Origin of the sequence: Candidatus Marithrix sp. Canyon 246, from assembly GCF_001723685.1 — a bacterium.
In the GTDB taxonomy this organism is placed as follows: domain Bacteria; phylum Pseudomonadota; class Gammaproteobacteria; order Beggiatoales; family Beggiatoaceae; genus Marithrix.
The window spans coordinates 115,766-133,960 of record NZ_MCBX01000001.1 but is presented as its reverse complement, the minus strand read 5'-3'; the positions used below and the strand labels follow the sequence as shown (position 1 = coordinate 133,960).

23 protein-coding genes and 1 pseudogene are annotated in these 18,195 nt (G+C 33.5%); 15 read left to right on the top strand and 9 right to left on the bottom strand.

The features are described 5' to 3' along the window. The first annotated feature begins 353 nt into the window (after nucleotides 1-353). The gene (locus tag BHU68_RS00610) at nucleotides 354-1,559 is read left to right on the top strand and encodes an O-antigen ligase family protein (protein WP_069469981.1); all 1,206 of its coding nucleotides are present in this window, start codon (nucleotides 354-356) and stop codon (nucleotides 1,557-1,559) included. A gap of 88 nt (nucleotides 1,560-1,647) precedes the next feature. Further along, nucleotides 1,648-2,130 carry a hypothetical protein gene (locus tag BHU68_RS00605; RefSeq protein WP_141698918.1) on the top strand — a complete coding sequence of 161 codons (483 nt, stop codon included), beginning with the start codon at nucleotides 1,648-1,650 and terminating at the stop codon, nucleotides 2,128-2,130. Nucleotides 2,131-2,240: 110 nt separating this feature from the next. Here BHU68_RS00605 and BHU68_RS00600 read toward each other — a convergent pair whose 3' ends face one another. Continuing rightward, complete coding sequence (locus tag BHU68_RS00600; RefSeq protein WP_069469983.1) at nucleotides 2,241-3,383, bottom strand: DUF559 domain-containing protein; 1,143 nt, start codon at nucleotides 3,381-3,383, stop codon at nucleotides 2,241-2,243. Nucleotides 3,384-3,875: 492 nt separating this feature from the next. Between BHU68_RS00600 and BHU68_RS00595 the strand changes: the two genes are divergently transcribed. Then, complete coding sequence (locus BHU68_RS00595; RefSeq protein WP_069469984.1) at nucleotides 3,876-4,388, top strand: hypothetical protein; 513 nt, start codon at nucleotides 3,876-3,878, stop codon at nucleotides 4,386-4,388. Between the two features lies 1 nt (nucleotide 4,389). On the opposite strand, the gene minE is transcribed toward BHU68_RS00595, so the two are convergent. Genes minE through minC form a run of 3 tightly spaced genes read right to left on the bottom strand, consistent with a single transcriptional unit; the run spans nucleotide 4,390 to nucleotide 6,153 of the window. Then, complete coding sequence (gene minE, locus BHU68_RS00590; protein ID WP_069469985.1) at nucleotides 4,390-4,635, bottom strand: cell division topological specificity factor MinE; 246 nt, start codon at nucleotides 4,633-4,635, stop codon at nucleotides 4,390-4,392. After that, entirely contained in the window at nucleotides 4,632-5,435 is an 804-nt protein-coding gene (gene minD, locus BHU68_RS00585; RefSeq protein WP_069469986.1) for a septum site-determining protein MinD, read from the bottom strand. Before minD ends, minE begins: the two co-directional genes overlap by 4 nt. A gap of 16 nt (nucleotides 5,436-5,451) precedes the next feature. Further along, on the bottom strand, nucleotides 5,452-6,153 hold the full coding sequence (gene minC / locus BHU68_RS00580) for a septum site-determining protein MinC (RefSeq protein WP_069469987.1): 702 nt from the start codon (nucleotides 6,151-6,153) through the stop codon (nucleotides 5,452-5,454). Nucleotides 6,154-6,167: 14 nt separating this feature from the next. On the opposite strand from minC, the gene prfB reads away from it, so the two are divergent. Further along, nucleotides 6,168-7,266 (top strand): peptide chain release factor 2 gene (prfB, locus tag BHU68_RS00575; protein ID WP_171899565.1). Its coding sequence is split into 2 segments (ribosomal slippage): nucleotides 6,168-6,242 and nucleotides 6,244-7,266, totalling 1,098 coding nucleotides; the frame shifts between segments, so codons are not numbered across the junction. A 52-nt stretch (nucleotides 7,267-7,318) separates the two neighbouring features. Here the strand turns inward: prfB and BHU68_RS00570 are convergent. Both BHU68_RS00570 and BHU68_RS00565 read right to left on the bottom strand, forming a co-directional pair. Next, on the bottom strand, nucleotides 7,319-7,744 hold the full coding sequence (locus BHU68_RS00570; protein WP_216092600.1) for a hypothetical protein: 426 nt from the start codon (nucleotides 7,742-7,744) through the stop codon (nucleotides 7,319-7,321). Nucleotides 7,745-7,822: 78 nt separating this feature from the next. Beyond that, complete coding sequence (locus BHU68_RS00565; protein ID WP_069469989.1) at nucleotides 7,823-8,281, bottom strand: RT0821/Lpp0805 family surface protein; 459 nt, start codon at nucleotides 8,279-8,281, stop codon at nucleotides 7,823-7,825. A 62-nt stretch (nucleotides 8,282-8,343) separates the two neighbouring features. Between BHU68_RS00565 and BHU68_RS00560 the strand changes: the two genes are divergently transcribed. The 7 genes and pseudogenes from BHU68_RS00560 (at nucleotide 8,344) to BHU68_RS00540 (ending at nucleotide 12,095) form a co-directional block, all read left to right on the top strand. Then, nucleotides 8,344-8,898, top strand: a complete 555-nt coding sequence (locus BHU68_RS00560; protein WP_069469990.1) for a Sua5/YciO/YrdC/YwlC family protein — start codon at nucleotides 8,344-8,346, stop codon at nucleotides 8,896-8,898. A 58-nt stretch (nucleotides 8,899-8,956) separates the two neighbouring features. After that, nucleotides 8,957-9,835 (top strand): GGDEF domain-containing response regulator, encoded by an 879-nt coding sequence (locus BHU68_RS00555; RefSeq protein ID WP_069469991.1) that lies wholly within the window; start codon nucleotides 8,957-8,959, stop codon nucleotides 9,833-9,835. Next, complete coding sequence (locus BHU68_RS00550; protein WP_069469992.1) at nucleotides 9,828-11,000, top strand: glycosyltransferase; 1,173 nt, start codon at nucleotides 9,828-9,830, stop codon at nucleotides 10,998-11,000. The genes BHU68_RS00555 and BHU68_RS00550 overlap by 8 nt, the downstream gene beginning before the upstream one ends. A 2-nt stretch (nucleotides 11,001-11,002) precedes the next feature. Beyond that, nucleotides 11,003-11,290 (top strand): heavy-metal-associated domain-containing protein, encoded by a 288-nt coding sequence (locus BHU68_RS00545; protein ID WP_083234203.1) that lies wholly within the window; start codon nucleotides 11,003-11,005, stop codon nucleotides 11,288-11,290. Between the two features lie 36 nt (nucleotides 11,291-11,326). Further along, nucleotides 11,327-11,440, top strand: a pseudogene (locus tag BHU68_RS18170) (hypothetical protein); the annotation flags it as partial. 217 nt (nucleotides 11,441-11,657) lie between these two features. Continuing rightward, the gene (locus BHU68_RS16170) at nucleotides 11,658-11,780 is read left to right on the top strand and encodes a hypothetical protein (protein WP_083234201.1); all 123 of its coding nucleotides are present in this window, start codon (nucleotides 11,658-11,660) and stop codon (nucleotides 11,778-11,780) included. A 96-nt stretch (nucleotides 11,781-11,876) separates the two neighbouring features. Then, a complete protein-coding gene (locus BHU68_RS00540; RefSeq protein ID WP_069469994.1) occupies nucleotides 11,877-12,095 on the top strand; it encodes a hypothetical protein in 219 nt (72 codons plus the stop codon). Here the strand turns inward: BHU68_RS00540 and BHU68_RS00535 are convergent. Genes BHU68_RS00535 through cysQ form a run of 3 tightly spaced genes read right to left on the bottom strand, consistent with a single transcriptional unit; the run spans nucleotide 12,090 to nucleotide 14,237 of the window. Then, on the bottom strand, nucleotides 12,090-12,662 hold the full coding sequence (locus tag BHU68_RS00535; RefSeq protein ID WP_069469995.1) for a YggT family protein: 573 nt from the start codon (nucleotides 12,660-12,662) through the stop codon (nucleotides 12,090-12,092). The two genes, BHU68_RS00540 and BHU68_RS00535, sit on opposite strands and share 6 nt — an antisense overlap. Nucleotide 12,663: 1 nt before the next feature. Continuing rightward, nucleotides 12,664-13,482, bottom strand: coding sequence for a pyrroline-5-carboxylate reductase (proC, locus tag BHU68_RS00530; protein WP_069469996.1), 819 nt, complete (start codon nucleotides 13,480-13,482; stop codon nucleotides 12,664-12,666). Next, nucleotides 13,479-14,237, bottom strand: a complete 759-nt coding sequence (cysQ, locus tag BHU68_RS00525) for a 3'(2'),5'-bisphosphate nucleotidase CysQ (RefSeq protein WP_069469997.1) — start codon at nucleotides 14,235-14,237, stop codon at nucleotides 13,479-13,481. Before cysQ ends, proC begins: the two co-directional genes overlap by 4 nt. A gap of 19 nt (nucleotides 14,238-14,256) precedes the next feature. On the opposite strand from cysQ, the gene BHU68_RS00520 reads away from it, so the two are divergent. The 4 genes from BHU68_RS00520 to BHU68_RS00505 are packed head-to-tail and all read left to right on the top strand — an operon-like array spanning nucleotide 14,257 to nucleotide 18,139. Continuing rightward, nucleotides 14,257-14,709 carry a cytochrome c-type biogenesis protein gene (locus tag BHU68_RS00520; RefSeq protein ID WP_069469998.1) on the top strand — a complete coding sequence of 151 codons (453 nt, stop codon included), beginning with the start codon at nucleotides 14,257-14,259 and terminating at the stop codon, nucleotides 14,707-14,709. 3 nt (nucleotides 14,710-14,712) lie between these two features. After that, nucleotides 14,713-15,897, top strand: a complete 1,185-nt coding sequence (ccmI, locus tag BHU68_RS00515; RefSeq protein ID WP_069469999.1) for a c-type cytochrome biogenesis protein CcmI — start codon at nucleotides 14,713-14,715, stop codon at nucleotides 15,895-15,897. 10 nt (nucleotides 15,898-15,907) lie between these two features. Further along, nucleotides 15,908-16,762 carry a pentapeptide repeat-containing protein gene (locus BHU68_RS00510; RefSeq protein WP_069470000.1) on the top strand — a complete coding sequence of 285 codons (855 nt, stop codon included), beginning with the start codon at nucleotides 15,908-15,910 and terminating at the stop codon, nucleotides 16,760-16,762. Between the two features lie 9 nt (nucleotides 16,763-16,771). Next, nucleotides 16,772-18,139 carry a dihydrolipoyl dehydrogenase gene (locus tag BHU68_RS00505; RefSeq protein ID WP_069470001.1) on the top strand — a complete coding sequence of 456 codons (1,368 nt, stop codon included), beginning with the start codon at nucleotides 16,772-16,774 and terminating at the stop codon, nucleotides 18,137-18,139. The last annotated feature ends 56 nt before the right edge of the window (nucleotides 18,140-18,195 follow it).

The window sequence follows — 18,195 nt, the reverse complement described above, 5'->3', positions numbered from 1 at the left end:
AGGCTTAATATTAAGTACAACGAATAAATCCCAATTACATTCAATTAAAAAAACTACAAATTCAATTGGTTAATATTAAAAGGCATTTCCTGCCCAAGCTTTTCTAAGTCAAATAAATATTTTGGCTCCATGCAATTAATTAAACGCAGTAACAGACTTAAAAGCAGAACGCGGCGCTAGCAGCGAATTTATAGCAGAGCAACTATAAAGAAATACTATCAGTTGCAGAAGTTTTAGAAATAGAACAAGCCTTTTCTACTGCCTCAATACGTGCTTGACAGTTTGGTAATTGTGCAATGTAGGTGGTATGATGCACCACTACCTAATATTTTTATTATTATTTGAGACTATATATGTTTAATAAAAAAGATGATATTTTGATCATAGATCGCATGATACCTAAAATAGGAATTTTTACAATATTTTTTTATATTATTAGTATCGCTATTCCAGCAGGGCTTAATATTGCTGTATTTTTTGTCAGTGTTACTGGCGTGTTAGTTGCTATTTCAGGAAATCGTAATCAATTCAGCTTCAATTTACCGTTAGTATTACCGGTTAGTATTTTTGTAATATTAAGTATTTTGTCTATTTCTATTTCTATAGATTTTAAAAATAGTTTATCTTTAACCATGCCACTAATACCAGCAATATTGGTTTATTTTTTAATAATTGATAATTTTAATCTGAATCACATAAAATGGCTGTATATGACATTTTCTATAGTATCAATTATAATTTCTATTTATTTATTATTTGTTTTTTTGAATAGTACAGCTGAATCACGATTTGATTGGATAGATGCCGCTAAACATCCGCTTTTAGTTGTTCCTAATGATTTAATATTACTTTCTCTTATTACACCATTTTCATTTTCTTTAATTTATCTAAAACCACGTAGTTTAATTGCGGTCGTAGCCGCAATATCAATTTTATTAAGTATTTCTATAGTGGTACTCTTTCAAAGTCGTGGTTCATTGCTAATTTTACTTTTATCTTTAGGGTCTGCCGTAGGATTATTATTGCCTAAACGTTTAATAAAGAAAGCTATTTTTTTTAGTGGCTTAATAGTTAGCATTATACTATTACTTGATATGACACAAGGTTTTGTCTTATTTAATAGATTTATTAATGACTCATTTGGACGATTGCATTATTGGTTAATTGCGTGGAATATGTTTCTTGATGCGCCATTTTTGGGTAATGGAATACATACTTTTTGGCTGCTGTTAGAAACTTATAGTTACAAGACTAATATAACTGTCGGTATGACATCATGGGTACATAATTTATATATAGAAACTCTAGCAGAACAAGGTATTGTTGGTTTTATAAGTTTACTAGCTATTTTTGTTAATGGTTTATGGCTTTCATGGCAAAATCAAACAGCAAAACAAGAAGAGATTCGTATTCTTGGTATTGGTGCATTCGCGGCAATGGTAGGTTTTTGTATTGCTTCTATACATGAAATTACTTTTATACGTTATTGGTGTATAATGATATTTTTTTCATTATTAGCTATAATAACTGTTTTAGCACATTTCAGAAAAAATAATTGATTAATAATTTTAAATTACTCATAGGATATTCATAGTGAATAAACATTCTCATAAATATAATTTAATTAGAAGAATTCTAATTACGCTTGTGTCAATAGCAGCAGGTTTATTACCAATGTTAATGCCTCAGTGGATGACTTCATTAGCAGCTTATGGTTACAAGCTTCAACCTTATAGTGTTGCGATTTTTAATCCCGAAACTAAAAATCTTTTTTTTAATGAGATTTTCATCCCTTTTAAAGATGAATTTGGTAACAAGGATTTAGGTTATGGTAAATTTGAAGCCTCTATGACACATAAAGGAAATTCAGTTTTTGAACTTGAAGCATCTAGTTTAAGTTTTATCAGTAAATCATCGTCTTATGATCCAACTTATAATATGTTTTATGATCCCACTACTAAATATATTGATATTCCTTGTGTTAAGGCAGAAACCAGTATGAGTATAGGTACTATAACAGTATCAGTAGATACTGTGTGGTATAGGAATGTGAAGTTAAAACAAAAAAATTCTAGCTCTCTTCTATTTAATATAAAGAATGCTAACCAGTCTGGGAATGCTTGTCTATAAGTAAGATTTCTATCTCTCAATATTAAATTGGCACCAGCTAACACCAAAATAAACAAATACTATCTTTTGGATCATTTTATACAGTTGCTGGTGTTTTGGGGGAAATAAGTTTATAAATTCAATGTATTAATATCAAAAGGCATTTGTTGTCCAAGTTTTTCTAAATCATATAGTTTAATCATTTTCCCGGGTTTTGCTTGTAAAATGCCATTAAAAAGTGTTTCTAGGTTTATTTTGTGATGAAAGCGAACTAGGCTATATTTTTGAGTAATAAGCTTTTCTCGCACTTTTTCTTCTGTTTCATCATAATAACGGTGACAATAGCCGTTACATTCTAAAACTAACATTAATTTTGCGACAAAGAAATCAACTTTATATGGTCCAATCGGATAGTTAAAATGCAAATCAAAACCTTGAAATACATTGGATAATACTTCTCGCCATTGTACTTCTACTGATGTATTAGGATTAGCAAAGCTGCCTATTTGACCAAATACTTGCTTTTTAAGTTTAATTCCAATCACGGAATCCATTCCTAAAGCAATTTTAGTAACATCATCAAGTTGATAGCCGTTCATGCGTGATGCTTTACTACCAAAAGAGCGGATTGTTGCTGAGTCTAATTGAATGGGTTGAATTTCGTTTTTGTGTTTTCTGAGAAAGCTGTTGAGAGTGCTTTGCGGAATGTTAAGGAATTGGGTAATGTCCTTTTTGGTAGCAATGTCATTTGGGGCGGAACAGGTAAAGCCAAAGTCTTTGATTAGTTTTACGGCATCTATGTAGTTTTGTTGGGCGGTTTGTTGGATGTTGGTGGATAAGCCACAAGCTTCTTTTATGGCTACCTCTAATGCGGTTCGTACCAGAGATCCCATTAAAAAAACACATCTTTTTCCAATATGATGTTGTGCCTTGCGGAGTTTATCACTCGCAAGGGCGAAAGCATAAGCTCGTATCAAAGATTCGATAAAAAGGCTATCATAAACATTAATTTTTCGCCCTTTATGATGACTATTTGGTGCTACCACTGTAACCGTTTTAGTCGCATTGTTCAAACCCTTATCAATAAAGGGTTCAAGGACTTTTGGGATACCTTTAGTCGCAATGTTCTGCAAAGCTTTATAGTGTACAGATAAAAGTTCTGCTGTTCCAATTATACCCATCACGGCAGTGTCATCATCCAACACATAACCATCAGAAATAATGCCCGGTATTAATTCTACTTGCCCATAATAGACTGCTTTTCTTTCTTTCATAATTTAGGTCTCGTTGCTAGTTTACCTTTATTAGTCTATAAAATATGTTATGGGTATGTCAAATATTTTTTAGCCTTTTGTTACTTGGGTTCAGTTAATGTTTGTATTTATTATTACAATTAGTTTGCGATTATCTAGCTGATAATTATATAAATTAAATATACACATATAAAAAAAACTTTGAATGGAAATATGAGCCATTTATTTTGGAAACTAGTAACATAGATATAAGAGCGAATTACGTGGATAAACTAATAAAACTTCACAATTCGTTTATCCGCGTAATTCGCTGTACTCCTTTCTGTAATTCATAGTACACACAGACTAAATACGAGTATTATTAAATGTTTAATATTATTTATCATAATTTATGTCTCGCCTGTATTTATAATGTCATTAAATTTTATTATATAAGTTTAATCTAAATTAAAACACCTAGACAATGATCATTACCTATGTTAGCTTTGATATTTTCTAATTAGGTAGTTGAACATGTTAAAAGTCATTATATATATAACATTATTCTTAATAGTGCCTAACACTTGGGGCATTGAAGATGAAGATAATTATCTACAATCAATTATGATTGTAGGTAATCAAAAAATAGCTTACTTTGCTGTTAATGGTGAAACTATTTCTGCTCGTGAGGGTGATAAGTTTATTGTTGCTACTAACGAAGTTATTAAGGTTTGGCGGGTAATTAGCATACATGCAAATTCGGTAAAATTAAAAGCAACGTCTGGTATCATTACTGAATTGCGATTAAATCATGAGCTTCTTGAGGAAGAAACTGAAGATTATCAATCTTTATCGCCTCCACCATTGCCACCCAAAGTGCAACCGGGTTATCGTCGTCTTGAGACACCTTTTGGGCAATTTACTGTTAAAGAGCAGCCAAAACCACCTCAAAATGAAGAGATTTTTTTTATAGATGAAGAAGAAAAAGTGCCAGATGGTTATCATTTAGTCAAGACACCTTTTGGTTCTTTTTTAATGAAAAACTAAACTATTTAGGTAAGGCTATATTCATTTCTAAAACTTCATAATTACCCTGTTTTTCTAAATGAATTTTTATATCATCATCATCAATAGATGCGTATTTTCTCACTACATCTAATAATTCTTGTTGTAATAATGGCAAATAACGTCGCTTACGACGATCATGAGTTACAATAATTTGCAGACGTTCTTTTGCCAGTTTAGCACTCTTCTGTGATGAGAAAAGGCTAAATATATGTTCTATAAATCTCATAATTTCCTTCCAAACCAGCGGCGAAAAAAGCCTTTTTTCTTACGTTTTGGTGGTTCTTCCCCAAGAAAACGTGCCACAACATCAAGATAGGCTTGCCCTGCATCGGTTTCTTTGTTGTATGTTATAGGAACACCTGAATTAGATGCTTTTAATATTTCTAATGATTCTGGAATTACTCCTAATAAAGGAATTGCCAAAATTTCTTCGACATCTTTAATGCTCAGCATCTCGCCTTTATTTACTCTTTTTTGTTCATAACGAGTTATTAATAAATGTTCTTTAATTGGAGGCATTTTTTGCATAGCTCGACGAGTTTTACTTGATAACATACCAATAATTCTATCTGAATCACGTACAGAAGATACTTCAGGATTAGTTACAATTAAGGCTTCATCTGCAAAATACATAGCCATAATGGCACCATGCTCAATACCAGCCGGTGAATCACAAATTATATAATCAAAGTTTTTTTTCAACTCTTCCAATACTCTTGCTATACCTTTTAAGGTTAGAGCATCTTTATTACGTGTTTGTGATGCCGGTAAAATAAATAAATTTTCAACTCGTTTATCTTTAATTAATGCTTGGTTTATATTTGCTTCACCATTTATTACATTAATAAAATCATAAACTACACGTCGCTCGCAACCCATTACTAAATCAAGGTTTCTCAAGCCTACATCAAAATCTATAACTATAGTTTTATAGTCACGTAATGCTAAACCAGTTGCAAAGGCTGCACTAGTAGTAGTTTTACCTACACCGCCTTTACCAGATGTAATAACAATAATTTTACTCAAGATATTTTCCAGCCTATTACAGTTCTTTTATAATTAAATTATCTTGTTCTAAATAAACTTGCGCCGATTTACCAATTAAATCATTAGGGAAATCTTCATTTACTTGATATTGCCCTGCTATTGAGAGTAAATCAGCATATAATTGTTGACAAAAAATTTGTGCTTTTTTATCTCCATTAATTCCAGCTAAAGCACGCCCACGTAAAGCACCATAAACATGAATATGCCGATCAGCTAAAATTTCTGCTCCATGACTAACTGTTGATAAAACAATTAAATCTCCTTTATCAGCTATAACTTGTTGCCCTGAACGAATTGGATTTCTAATAATTTTAGTCGGTAGAATCTCTGGAGTTACTGCTATTTTAGTTTCTTCCGTTAATTGTGACGCTGATGTTTGAGATTTTATATTGTTTAAAATACCCAAATTCATATTAAGTGCGATTTCATTTTGTTCTATACTTCCACCACGCACTGCCACTGGAGTTAAACCATAAGTTCTTAATAATTTTATTAACTCAGATAAATCAAGAATTATTGGGTTATCTTCTAGTGCTTGTAGATCAATGACTATTGGCACTTGTTGGAAAAAATCTGGAGCTTTAGAAATTTTTTCTGCTAAGGCTTTAGCAATAACTTCATTGTCACTATTAAATAGATTTAAAACCATTAAGGTTAATAAACTACCTTTTAATTCTAGTACAGGTTTATTTTTCACTTTTTAAAAAACATATTATGGAACTTAATCTTATTTTTCAAGCTATTACCGATATGCAAATTCGAGTCGATGCACTTCGGGGGTATCTTTGACTATACAAGCAAATCTGAACGTCTAATTGAAGTCATATGCGAACTTGAAGTACCAACGATTTGGAATAATCCTGAGCAAGCACAAGCCCTTGGGCGTGAACGCGCTAGTTTAGAACAAGTAGTAAATACTATCAAACAACTTGATATTGCCCTTGAGGAGGTACGCGAGTTATTAGAATTAGCACAAGAAGAAAATGATCATGATACCACAAATTTAGTCTGTCAAGATATTGAAAGCTTAGAGCAAAAATTATCAAAATTAGAATTTTCCCGTATGTTTGCAGGTGAAATGGATATTAACAATGCGTTTTTAGATATTCAATCTGGTTCTGGTGGCACTGAAGCTCAAGATTGGGCAGAAATGTTATTACGTATGTATTTACGTTGGACTGAACAGCATGGTTTTGTTACTGAGGTTATTGATTATTCTGCTGGTGAGGTTGCGGGAATTAAAAGTGCGACCATTCGTGTCATTGGTGATTATGCTTATGGTTGGTTACGCACTGAAATTGGTGTTCATCGTTTAGTCAGAAAGTCACCATTTGATTCTGGTAATCGCCGTCATACTTCATTTGCTGCGGTTTTTATAGCGCCAGAGGTGGATGATGATATTGATATTGATATTGATCCTAGTGATTTACGTATTGATGTTTATCGTGCAAGTGGGGCTGGTGGGCAACATGTGAATAGAACTGAATCAGCAGTACGTATTACTCATTTACCTACCAATACTGTAGTGCAATGTCAAAATGATCGTTCTCAGCATAAAAATAAAGCTACTGCAATGAAGCAATTAAAGGCAAAATTATATGAATTAGAACAACAACAACGTCGTTCAGAACAACAATCAATTGAAGATACTAAGGCGGATATTGGTTGGGGAAGTCAAATTCGTTCTTATGTATTAGATAAATCACATATAAAGGATTTACGAACTGGAATAGAAACTAGTAATACACAAGCGGTACTTGATGGAGATTTAGATAAATTTATTGAGGCTAGTTTAAAAAGCGGATTATAAAAGTTGATTAAACCTGACAGGTTTTTAAAACCTGTCAGGTTTGTTTAAATTGTTAGCGTGATCTCCAGCTACCATTAGCCTGACGGCAAGCAGTGCCATTTTGTCCATTAATAGTATAATTACGACAAGGTTGACCTCTAGCATCTGTGTAGCTATTAAGTGGGTTGACTTGATATTGATGTTGAGTATTAGGATTTTTCCAACTCACTGGTCTGCCTGTATCGAAAGCAGTTTGGGTTCTATATAAATCATCTTGATCCATAGAACTACCAACTGAACTACCAAGAGCAGCACCTAATAATGTACCAGCTACTATAGCAATAGTGTTACCGTGACCACCAATAACACCACCAGCAACACCGCCAGCAACACCGCCTAAAACTCCACCGATACTTTGTTTAGAAGGCATGTGACCACCATCACAAGCTACTAAAAACATAGCTACAACTGCTAAAAAGCTTATCAATTTCATTTTCATAGTTTTATATCCTATTCACTTACATACAATATGTAATTGTAAGCAATTTATACACCATTATCAAAACTTGATTAAATGTTATTGTGACTTCCAACTACCATCAGCTTGACGGCAAGCGCTACCTTTTATAACTTCACGTTGCCCACCAATTATACCCACTGTTGTATAATCACGACAATCTTGACCACTATTACTTTTGTAAGTATCAGTTGGTGTAACTTTATATTCATTGTTATTATCAGGGTTGGTCCAAGCTACAGTTTGACCTGTTGCAGTATTATTTAAAGCACCTTGGGTTTTATATAAATCTGTTTGATCCATAGAACCACCAATTGCACCACCAAGTGCTGCACCTAATAATGTACCTGCTACTATGGCAACAGTTTTACCTGTACCGCCACCAATTTGAGATCCGGCAACACCACCTAAAACACCACCTAAACCACCACCTATAACTTGTTTAGAAGGCATACTACCATTACAAGCCACTAAAAACATACTTACAACTGCTAAAAAGCTTATCAGTTTGATCTTCATACTTGAATTTCCTAATTAATATATTAAAAAATATATTCTATCAAAATATATATATAAAAACTATGAATAATTGGCATTTCAAACAAGCAGTACGCGCTTTAAACAGCGGCGGTATTATAGCTTATCCCACTGAATCTGTGATCGGTATCGGTTGTAATCCATTTAATCAAGATGCTGTCACACGTTTATTAGAATTAAAACAGCGCTCATGGAAAAAAGGATTAATTTTAATAGCAGCTAACTATAAGCAAGTTTTATCTTTAATTGAACCTTTAACACCAATATTAGAACAACGAGTATTTGCAACATGGCCGGGGGCGGTAACATGGTTATTACCAGCAAGACCAGATATACCACAATATTTAAGTGGTAAATCCAAGAAACTGGCTGTACGAGTGACAGCACATCCTCAAGCTGCGGCTTTATGTGAATATTGGGGTGGTCCTCTAGTATCTACTAGTGCTAATCTTGCTGGTCGTCCGCCTGCTAAAACAGCTTTAAAAGTAAGATATAATTTTAGAAACAATATTGATTATATTTTACCCGGTAAAATAGGTGGACGTTCTCGTCCTAGTGAAATTCGTGATGCAATAACTAATACTATATTAAGAGTATAGAATGGAAAAGAATTTGCAATACATAGCAAAGCAAGTCCTGCATAAAACAAGGTAATAGATGAACAAAAAATTAGTAATCTTAATTGTGGATCAAAATCCTGAACAAATTCAGGAACTAAGTAAATTATTCCTAGATCATAGTTATGATTTAACGCTAGCAAAAAATGGCGAACAAGCTTTGGAAATTATTCATTCAAATCCACCTGATTTGATTGTAATGGAACGAGTATTACCTGATATGGATTCCATTATTTTATGTAGGCAAATAAAACAACAAGAATTGAGTAAAGAAATTCCAATTTTATTTGTAAGTGCTATATCTAATATACAAGATAAATTACAAGCTTTTAAAGCAGGATGCGTTGATTATGTTACTAAACCTTTTATACCGCTAGAATTATTAGCTCGTATAAATGTCCATATAGAAATTCTATACGGTTTGAAACTGTTGGAAAATCGTGCAGTGACAGATGAATTGACAGGTTTATTTAATAGACGCTTTGCATATGAAACTTTAGCTAAAAATATCGAAATTTCTAAAAGAAATCAACAAAGCTTTGTTGTTTGTTATATAGATATAGATAATTTAAAAATTATTAATGATACATATGGTCATGCAGAAGGTGATGTTCTGATTAAGACGGCAGTAGAGTCTTTTAAAAAGGTTGTTAGGTTATCTGATTATCTATTTCGTATTGGAGGAGATGAATTTTTATTTGTGTTGCCAAAGGCGAAAATAGAAAATTCTCATCAGTTAGTGAAAAGACTGAGACAAGAATTAAATCATAAGAAAATACAAGGAATCCCGATTGATTTTAGTTATGGCTTTTCTGAGTATCATCCTAATGATAATCTTACACCTGAAGAGTTAGTCAAAATTGCTGATTTTCGTATGTATCAAATTAAAATCAGAAAAAAAGCTGCAAAAAATGGATGAATTAACACACAATATATCTGATGGAGTCGTGCATTTTGGTAATGTCGATTGGTGGTACCATAATAGGGGGCATTCTTCTGTACGTATGGCTACTCGCATCGCTAAACATGTTCCTACTTTATGGATTAATAGTATTGGTATGCGTATGCCAGTACCGGGAAAAACTCAAATTGCTTGGTCCAGATATTGGCGTAAAATCAAGAGTTTAACTCGTGGTTTAAAACGCGATCCTGAATCTGGCATGTATATATATAGCCCACTATTTGTGCCGCTATATTCAGCAAAAATGCTGCAATTCAACGGTTGGCTACTGGCTTTACAGGTGAAAATACTGCGTTGGCGTTTAAATATGAAACATCCTGCTGCTGTAGTTTCTATGCCTACCATGACTCCAGCGGTAGAAAAACTAAAATGGAATAAGGTATTATTTGAACGTTGTGATGATTTTACTACTTTGCCTGAAGCTGATAAAGATAGAATAGCGGCTTTAGAAAAACGGTTATTAGATATATCTGATACTGCAATTTATGTACATGAAGGTTTAATGGAACGTGAATTAGGTTTAGTTAAGGAATCTGTATTAATTGGTCATGGAGTTGATTTCGATAAATTTGTAGCGGCACGTAATTCACCTAATGGTTGTCTTGATTTACCAAAACCAATTATTGGTTTTTTTGGCGGTATGGATGATTATCGCATGGATGTCGAATTAATGATTAAAATAGCGCGTCATATTCGGGGTACTTTAGTATTAATTGGTCCAAAACAAATGGATTTGTCATCAGTATTAGCAGAAAAAAATGTTAAGCATATTGATCAAATCAGCCCAGATGAGTTAGCAACATATGCGGCTAATTTTGATGTTGGTATAATTCCATTTTTACAAAATGATTTTAATAAAATGTGTAATCCTATTAAGTTAAAGGAATATTTAGCTTTAGCTTATCCTAGCGTTGTAATGGCATTACCGGCATTTGAAGAATACAAATCATTAATTTACAGTTCTAATTCACACCAAGAATTTTTGGATAATATTGATAAAGCTTTAGATGAAAATGATCCATCACTAATTGAAAAACGACGAGCCACTGTATCTAGTAGTGATTGGGATAATGTAGCGGCACGAGTAGCTAAGTTATTAGCAGTACCATTAACAAAGGCATAATTATGAAGTCAATAATTTTTTTAATAACATTTATCTTAACTAATAATGTTTTCGCAGCTAATACACAATACCTAATTCAAGTCGATACCCTAGACTGCCCCTTTTGCAGCTTTGGTATCGAAAAGCAGTTACAAAGAAACATAGATGGCATTGAAGATATTGAAATTAATGTAAAACAAGCACAAGTGCGTTTATTTATTGATGAGGGCATAAGCTTAAATGATATTTTTGTGCGTAAAATTGTCAATGAAGCTGGATTTGCGTTAGAAGATTTTTATATTATCAAATGAGTTATACAATTCGACTTACTATTGTAAGTCTTTTTAATATTTGTTACTGCATGGGGTACACAAGGCAAAAATCCGGGGCAATTTAGAGATCCGATTGGAATCGCCGTCAGCGATAGCGAAGTCTTTGTTAGCGACTTGTGTAATGCTAGGATTCAAGTTTTTGATTATGACGGTAATTTTAAACGCATATTTTCTTTAAAATTAGGAAGACCAATGAATTTAAGTATTCATAATAATGAACTTTATGTAGCTGATTATTGGAATGATAATATTCATGTGTTTAGTTTTGATGGCAAATCTCTTAGATAAATTGGTAATGCAGGCACTGGCAAAGGAAAATTTAATGGTATTAGCGGCGTTGCTGTAAATGAAATGGGGTACAACTAAGAAAAAGGGTATGTGGGCAGGTGAAATGAATTATCCAACCGACGTTGCAGTTACTAAAGATAATATTTTATATGTTGCAGATAGTTATAATGATCGCATATAAGTTTTTTCTTCTGAATCATTTTTACGCAAATGGGGTGGTCCATTTGCACTTAATATTAGCGGTTTTTTTAATGGATGGTTTGCCACTGTAACCTCAGTGGCAATTGGTCCGCAAGGTAATATTTTTACTACTGACTTCTATAATAATCGCGTACAAAAATTTACAGCTAATGGTGTATTTTTATCTTCTTTCGGTGAGCAAGGCGATGGTGCGGGGCAATTTGATCGAGCTGTAGCCATAGCCACTGCTCCAAATGGCAGCGTATTTGTAGTTGATTTGGGAAATAACCGTATTCAAAAATGGCAACCATTATAATGCCAATTGCTGTATAAAGCCTACTACTAAAATATCTGCTAATTGTAAAATTACAATCATAATTAAAGCAGAAAAATCAAGACCTTGCATTGGTTTAAATTTTCTACGTACTACACGTAATAATGGTTCGGTTAAATCATCTAAAATATCAGCAAAATGATTATTACTATTAGCAGGTGTAATCCAACTTAAAATTACTTGAATAATAATTGCAAATATAAAAATATAAATTAATAAAGATAATAATTGGGCAAAAGCAAATATAAATAAACCAAATAAATCAAGGTTATTATCCATGCCTAACCATGATAATAGTTTTAATTCTAACATTTTTAATACTATCATTAAAACGATAGCAGCAACATCAATCTTACGCCAACCGGGTATAAAATTATATAATAAATTTAAAGGTGGATCAGTGATCTTTAATAATGTTCTCAAAATAGGATCACGACGAAAAGCAACTCGCTGCCATTGTAACAACAAGCGTAGCATTATTAAGAATATATAAATACCAAATAAAGTATTAATTAAAAATACTAAAGCTATAATAAATGGGCTTAACACCTTAATGTTCTCCGAATTGTGTGGCTAATTTAACAGCGCGTTGTTGTGCGGCTTGCAAGGCTTGATCAAACAAAGATTCTAAATTACCTGCTTGCAAAGTATTAATTGCTTGTTCAGTTGTACCGCCTTTAGAAGTTACACGCGCTCGTAAAGTCGCAGCATCATCTTGACTTTCTAAAGCCATTTTAGCGGCACCAAAGGCAGTTTGTAAAGTCAATAATCTGGCAATATCTTTAGATAAACCTAATTTAATGCCTGCATTTTCAATGGCTTCCATAATTAAAAAGAAATAAGCTGGTCCACTTCCTGAAAGCGCAGTCACTGCATCCATTTGTTGTTCATCTTCTAACCATATGGTTAATCCAACTGCTCTTAAAATATTTTCAGCTAATTCCTTTTGAGCTTGATTAACATGCTTATCTGCAAATAAAGCTGAAGCACCACTTTGCACTAAAGCTGGTGTATTAGGCATAGCACGTACTAAAGCTAAAGGCGAATCAAGATTCAACCAACGATTTAAATCATTCAAACGTATGCCAGCCGCAATACTAATAAATAAAGGTAATGGCTTAGATAATGTGGTAGAAATAGACTTGGCTACTTCTGGCATTATATGTGGTTTAACTGCTAATACTACTACATCAGCATCCACCAGAGCCTCTGCATGATTAGTATAACATTGTATAGGAAATTTAGCGGCAAGCGGCTTGGGGTTAGAATCAAGCACTCTGATAGCGGAAACACCAGTTTCAAGCAAGCCACCTATAAGACTAGTTGCCATGTTGCCACCGCCAATAAATGTTATTATTTTATTTTTCATTTTTTTTCACCATGCACAATAAAATGTGGGTTTAACAGCGATTCTTTAGTATTATAGCGTAGTGGTTTTAAATCCAAATCAGTTAAAATACCACCTGCTTCTTCGACAATACATTGTGCCGCTGCTGTATCCCATTCTGAAGTCGGACCAAAGCGAGGATAAATATCCACTTTTCCTTCTGCTACTAAGCAAGATTTTAATGAACTACCTACACTCAAAAATTTCACTTGAGTATCTAAATTATCAATAAATTTTTTTGTAGCTGAATTCATATGTGAACGGCTAGTTGCAATTACTAGATGATCATTTGGGTAAGATCGTACATGAATTCTTTCTTTTAGACCATTTGCTGAGTATTTAAATGCACCTTCACCCTTTATAGCAACATAAGTAACTTTTGTTACTGGTACATATATCACTCCAAGAATAGGTTTATGATCATCAATCAAGGCAATATTAACAGTAAATTCGCCATTACGTTTCACAAATTCACGTGTTCCATCTAATGGATCAACTAGCCAGTAACGTTTCCAACTAGCGCGTTCATCATAAGGTATAGCAGTTGATTCTTCAGATAAAAATGGTAATTTAGGCTGGATTTCTGCTAAGCCTTTTTGAATGATTTCATGGGCTGCCATATCAGCAGCAGTGAGAGGCGAGTGATCAGATTTATGATTTACTGTAAAATCAGTTGCATAAACTTCCATGATACCTTCACCGGCATTTTGTGCTATTCTTTTAACCATGTCTAACATTTTTTATATTCTCCAAAATATGAATAAATTAAATTTATTTTTTTTACTATTAATATTCAATATACCTATCTATGCTATAGATAAAAATCCAATTAATCTTGATAATGCCGAACAAGAAGCACGTTATCAGAAATTAACTAATGAATTACGTTGTGTTGTGTGTCAAAACCAAAGTGTAGCTGATTCTAATGCTGAATTAGCACAAGATGTACGCAATTTAGTACGTAATCAAATTAGTGAAGGGCAAACGAATGAACAAATTAGCGCGTTTTTAGTTCAGCGTTATGGTGATTTTGTTTTGTATAATCCACCACTTACAGAAAAAACTTATATTTTATGGTTAGGACCATTTATTTTAATGCTATTTGCATTCATTATACTGATGTTTTTTATTCGTCGTCAGACAAAGGCAAAATCTGTTGCATTGACTGATGCCGAACGTGATAAATTAAACCAAGCTCTAGGAAAATAAAAAATGTTAATATTTTGGATAAGTGCAGCTATATTAATTCTATTAGCTCTTGCCTTTGTAATACCGCCACTATTGAAAAAAACACCAAAATCTTCTGAAGTTGATAATAATAGTTTAAATCTTGCGATTTACAAACAACGGATTGCAGAATTAGAACAAGAAAATTTAACTTCTGAACAATTCACACAAGCAAAACAAGAATTAGAAAAAAGTCTAGCGGAAGATTTAGATGATAAGACTACATTAGTTCCTAAAGCTCGTGCTCGTTGGGCTGCTGCTATTATGGTAATTTTAGCTATTCCATCATTAGCGATAGGTGTTTATTGGGAAGTAGGTTTTCAAAACTTTTTAATCGAAAAACCAAAGACTGCTACTACAACTACAACACCACATTCTGTTAATCAAATGCTTGAAGGTTTATTAGCCCGTTTAGAAAAAGATCCAAATGATAAAAAGGGTTGGTATATGTTAGCGCGTTCATATAGTTATATGAAACAGTATGATAAAGCGGCTCAAGCTTATAATAAATTATTAGGGCTGGTTGGTGATAAAGATCCGCAAGTTTTAACTGAGTTAGCTCGTGCATTAACTTTAGGTAATAATGGTCAATTTGTAGGGCAACCTCGAATTTTACTTAAATTAGCTTTAGAAGCTAATCCTAATTATCAAGAAGCATTATGGTTATCAGGTTTAGCAGCAGCACAAAATAAAAGTTATCAAGCCGCTATTGCTCATTGGCAAAAATTTTTACAACAAATACCGGCTGATAAGAGTCAATCGCGGCAAATGTTAGAGCAACATATTGCAGAAGCGCGTCGTCAATTAGGTGAACCTACAGTTAAACAACAACTAGTTGTACATGTAAGTTTAGATCCAAGTTTAGAAGATAAAGTACAGGCTAATGATACTTTATTTATTTATGCACGAGCTGTAACTGGATCAGCTATGCCATTAGCAATTGTAAGGAAAAAGGCTAGTGAATTGCCAACAGAAGTCATTCTTGATGACAGCACTGCTATGATGCCAGCTATGAAGTTATCTAATTTTAAAGAAGTTAAGGTTTTAGCACGTATATCACATAGCGGTTCGGCTAAATTAGAATCTGGTGACTTACAAGGAGAAGTTAGCCCAGTTGCTTTGGATACAAAAGAGCCAATTAAAATAATTATTAATACAGTAGTACCGTAGGAAAATATAAATGATTGAAATTAAACGATTAGATAGTGACGAAGTATTATTAACTGTATCTGCTGATACATTATCAGGTGCTGATTTACGTGAAGCGGATTTAAGTCATGCCGATTTAGCTAATGCCGATTTACGTAATACTGATTTGTCTTATGCTGATTTATCTTATGCGAATCTGGAAAATGCACAATTACAATCAGCTCAATTAGTTGGGGCACATCTTGCTCATGCTAAAATGAATCATGCTGATTTAACTGGAGCCAAGTTAAGTGAAGGCACTCAGGCAACAGGGGCAATTTTATCAAATGCTGAATTACTACATGTAAAATTTATCGGTGCCGATTTACGTTATGTAGATTTGCATGATGCTGATCTTGCTGAAGCTGATCTTTCTAATGCCTTTTTACAACAAGCTAATTTACAACAAGCTAATTTAAAATCAGCCAAATTATGTAGCGCAATGTTTGTTGATGCTAATTTAACTGATTGCGATTTAAGAAGTACTAATTTATGTAATGCTCACTTTAATCGAGCTAATTTGATGAAAGCCAATCTTACTGAGGCATTTTCAAATGTACCAGATGTCTCTAGCAAGGTGACTTTAGTTGGAGCTAATTTAACTCAAGCTAAATTAGTTAATACCAATTTTAGTAATGCTGTATTAAAAGAAGCAAATTTTTATCGCGCTGATTTACGCGATGCTAATTTATCAAAAGCAATGTTAGGTGGTGCGCATTTACGACGAGCTAATGTTGCAGGCACAGATTTTTCTGGAGTTGAATTGGGTGGAGTTGTCATGGATTTTACTAATTTTTCTCAAGCAAAAAACGCTAATATTCCTTCATATAAAAGAAACTTACGCTAGGGATAAAATATGTCAAGAAATGTTGATGTAGCAATACTGGGTGCAGGTAGCGCAGGATTAAACGCTTTTAGTCAAGTTAGACCAACTACTTCTGATGTTGTACTGATAAATGGTGGGCATTATGGTACTACTTGTGCCAGAGTTGGATGTATGCCATCAAAAGTCTTAATAGAGGTAGCAAAAGAATATTCCAGAAGGCAGCATTTTGAAAATTTTGGAATTAAAGGTAGTGATCAATTAAGCATTGATGGTAAGCAAGTGATGAACTATGTTCGTAGTTTACGCGATGCTTTTGTTGGGCGGGTAATGCAAGGTATTGATAAGATTGGTGATCACAATATTAAGGGTTATGCTCGCTTTATAGAACCTAATGTTTTAGAGGTAAATGGCGAACGTATTGAAGCTAAAAAAATAATTATTGCTACTGGTTCGACACCAATTATTCCATCTGAATGGCAAGATAAAGTAATTACTAGCGATGATTTTTTTGAGTTAGAAACTTTGCCCAACTCGATTGCCGTCATTGGATTGGGTGTTATTGGTAGTGAAATTGGGCAGGCTTTAGCGCGTTTAGGTGTTAAAGTTATAGGCATAGAAAAGTCATCTAAAATCTGTGGAATTTCTGATCTGGCTATTAATAAAGTGGCTGTTGAAGAATTATCCCAGGATTTTGATCAACTGTGGTTAGATACAACGGCGGAATTATCAAAAACCGCTGATGGTATTACAATCAATGCTGATAATGGTAAATCAGCTACTGTTGAGATGGTTTTATCAGCAATTGGGCGTTCTCCTAATATTGAAAATCTTGGGCTTGATATATCAGGATTAGCTATTAATCCTAATACTATGCAATTAGGGGATTTACCAATATTTATTGCTGGAGATGTAACATCACATCGCCCGATATTGCATGAAGCTGCTGATGATGGAATGATTGCTGGTTATAATGCTACTCAAGATCAAGTTCAAGCTTTTAAACGTCGCGTACCACTACAGGTAGCTTTTACTGATCCACAGGTGGTGATTGTTGGTAAATCTATTGCTGAATTAGCAGGTGAAAAGATTATAATTGGCGAACGCGGCTTTGTAATGCAAGGGCGTACTAAAGTCATGGCGCGTACACATGGACATTTACGTGTATATGCAGAACCTGAATTTGGACGCTTATTAGGTGCAGAAATGATGATACCAGATGGAGAATATGTGGGTCATTTTTTAGCACTTGCTATCGAACACCAAATGACAGTCGCAGATGTTTTACTAACTCCTTTCTATCATCCAACCATAATGGAAGGCTTGGATGATGCTTTAAAAGCAATAGCGGCACAATTGAAAGATAAAAAATCTATAAACCTATTGACAATGATTCCATAATAATGCTTGCTATTAATATCGTAATTAATATATAATATTAATTTTTATTTAGCAAA

Coding starts and splice junctions, on each gene's coding strand:
- BHU68_RS00505 (WP_069470001.1), top strand. CDS start 16,772: ATGTCAAGAAATGTTGATGTAGCAATACTGGGTGCAGGTAGCGCAGGA.
- BHU68_RS00570 (WP_216092600.1), bottom strand. CDS start 7,744: ATGAAAATGAAATTGATAAGCTTTTTAGCAGTTGTAGCTATGTTTTTA.
- BHU68_RS00600 (WP_069469983.1), bottom strand. CDS start 3,383: ATGAAAGAAAGAAAAGCAGTCTATTATGGGCAAGTAGAATTAATACCG.
- BHU68_RS00595 (WP_069469984.1), top strand. CDS start 3,876: ATGTTAAAAGTCATTATATATATAACATTATTCTTAATAGTGCCTAAC.
- proC (WP_069469996.1), bottom strand. CDS start 13,482: ATGAAAAATAAAATAATAACATTTATTGGCGGTGGCAACATGGCAACT.
- BHU68_RS00510 (WP_069470000.1), top strand. CDS start 15,908: ATGATTGAAATTAAACGATTAGATAGTGACGAAGTATTATTAACTGTA.
- ccmI (WP_069469999.1), top strand. CDS start 14,713: ATGTTAATATTTTGGATAAGTGCAGCTATATTAATTCTATTAGCTCTT.
- cysQ (WP_069469997.1), bottom strand. CDS start 14,237: ATGTTAGACATGGTTAAAAGAATAGCACAAAATGCCGGTGAAGGTATC.
- BHU68_RS00565 (WP_069469989.1), bottom strand. CDS start 8,281: ATGAAGATCAAACTGATAAGCTTTTTAGCAGTTGTAAGTATGTTTTTA.
- BHU68_RS00520 (WP_069469998.1), top strand. CDS start 14,257: ATGAATAAATTAAATTTATTTTTTTTACTATTAATATTCAATATACCT.
- BHU68_RS00555 (WP_069469991.1), top strand. CDS start 8,957: ATGAACAAAAAATTAGTAATCTTAATTGTGGATCAAAATCCTGAACAA.
- BHU68_RS00545 (WP_083234203.1), top strand. CDS start 11,003: ATGAAGTCAATAATTTTTTTAATAACATTTATCTTAACTAATAATGTT.
- BHU68_RS00610 (WP_069469981.1), top strand. CDS start 354: ATGTTTAATAAAAAAGATGATATTTTGATCATAGATCGCATGATACCT.
- BHU68_RS00560 (WP_069469990.1), top strand. CDS start 8,344: ATGAATAATTGGCATTTCAAACAAGCAGTACGCGCTTTAAACAGCGGC.
- BHU68_RS16170 (WP_083234201.1), top strand. CDS start 11,658: ATGAAATGGGGTACAACTAAGAAAAAGGGTATGTGGGCAGGTGAAATG.
- minE (WP_069469985.1), bottom strand. CDS start 4,635: ATGAGATTTATAGAACATATATTTAGCCTTTTCTCATCACAGAAGAGT.
- BHU68_RS00550 (WP_069469992.1), top strand. CDS start 9,828: ATGGATGAATTAACACACAATATATCTGATGGAGTCGTGCATTTTGGT.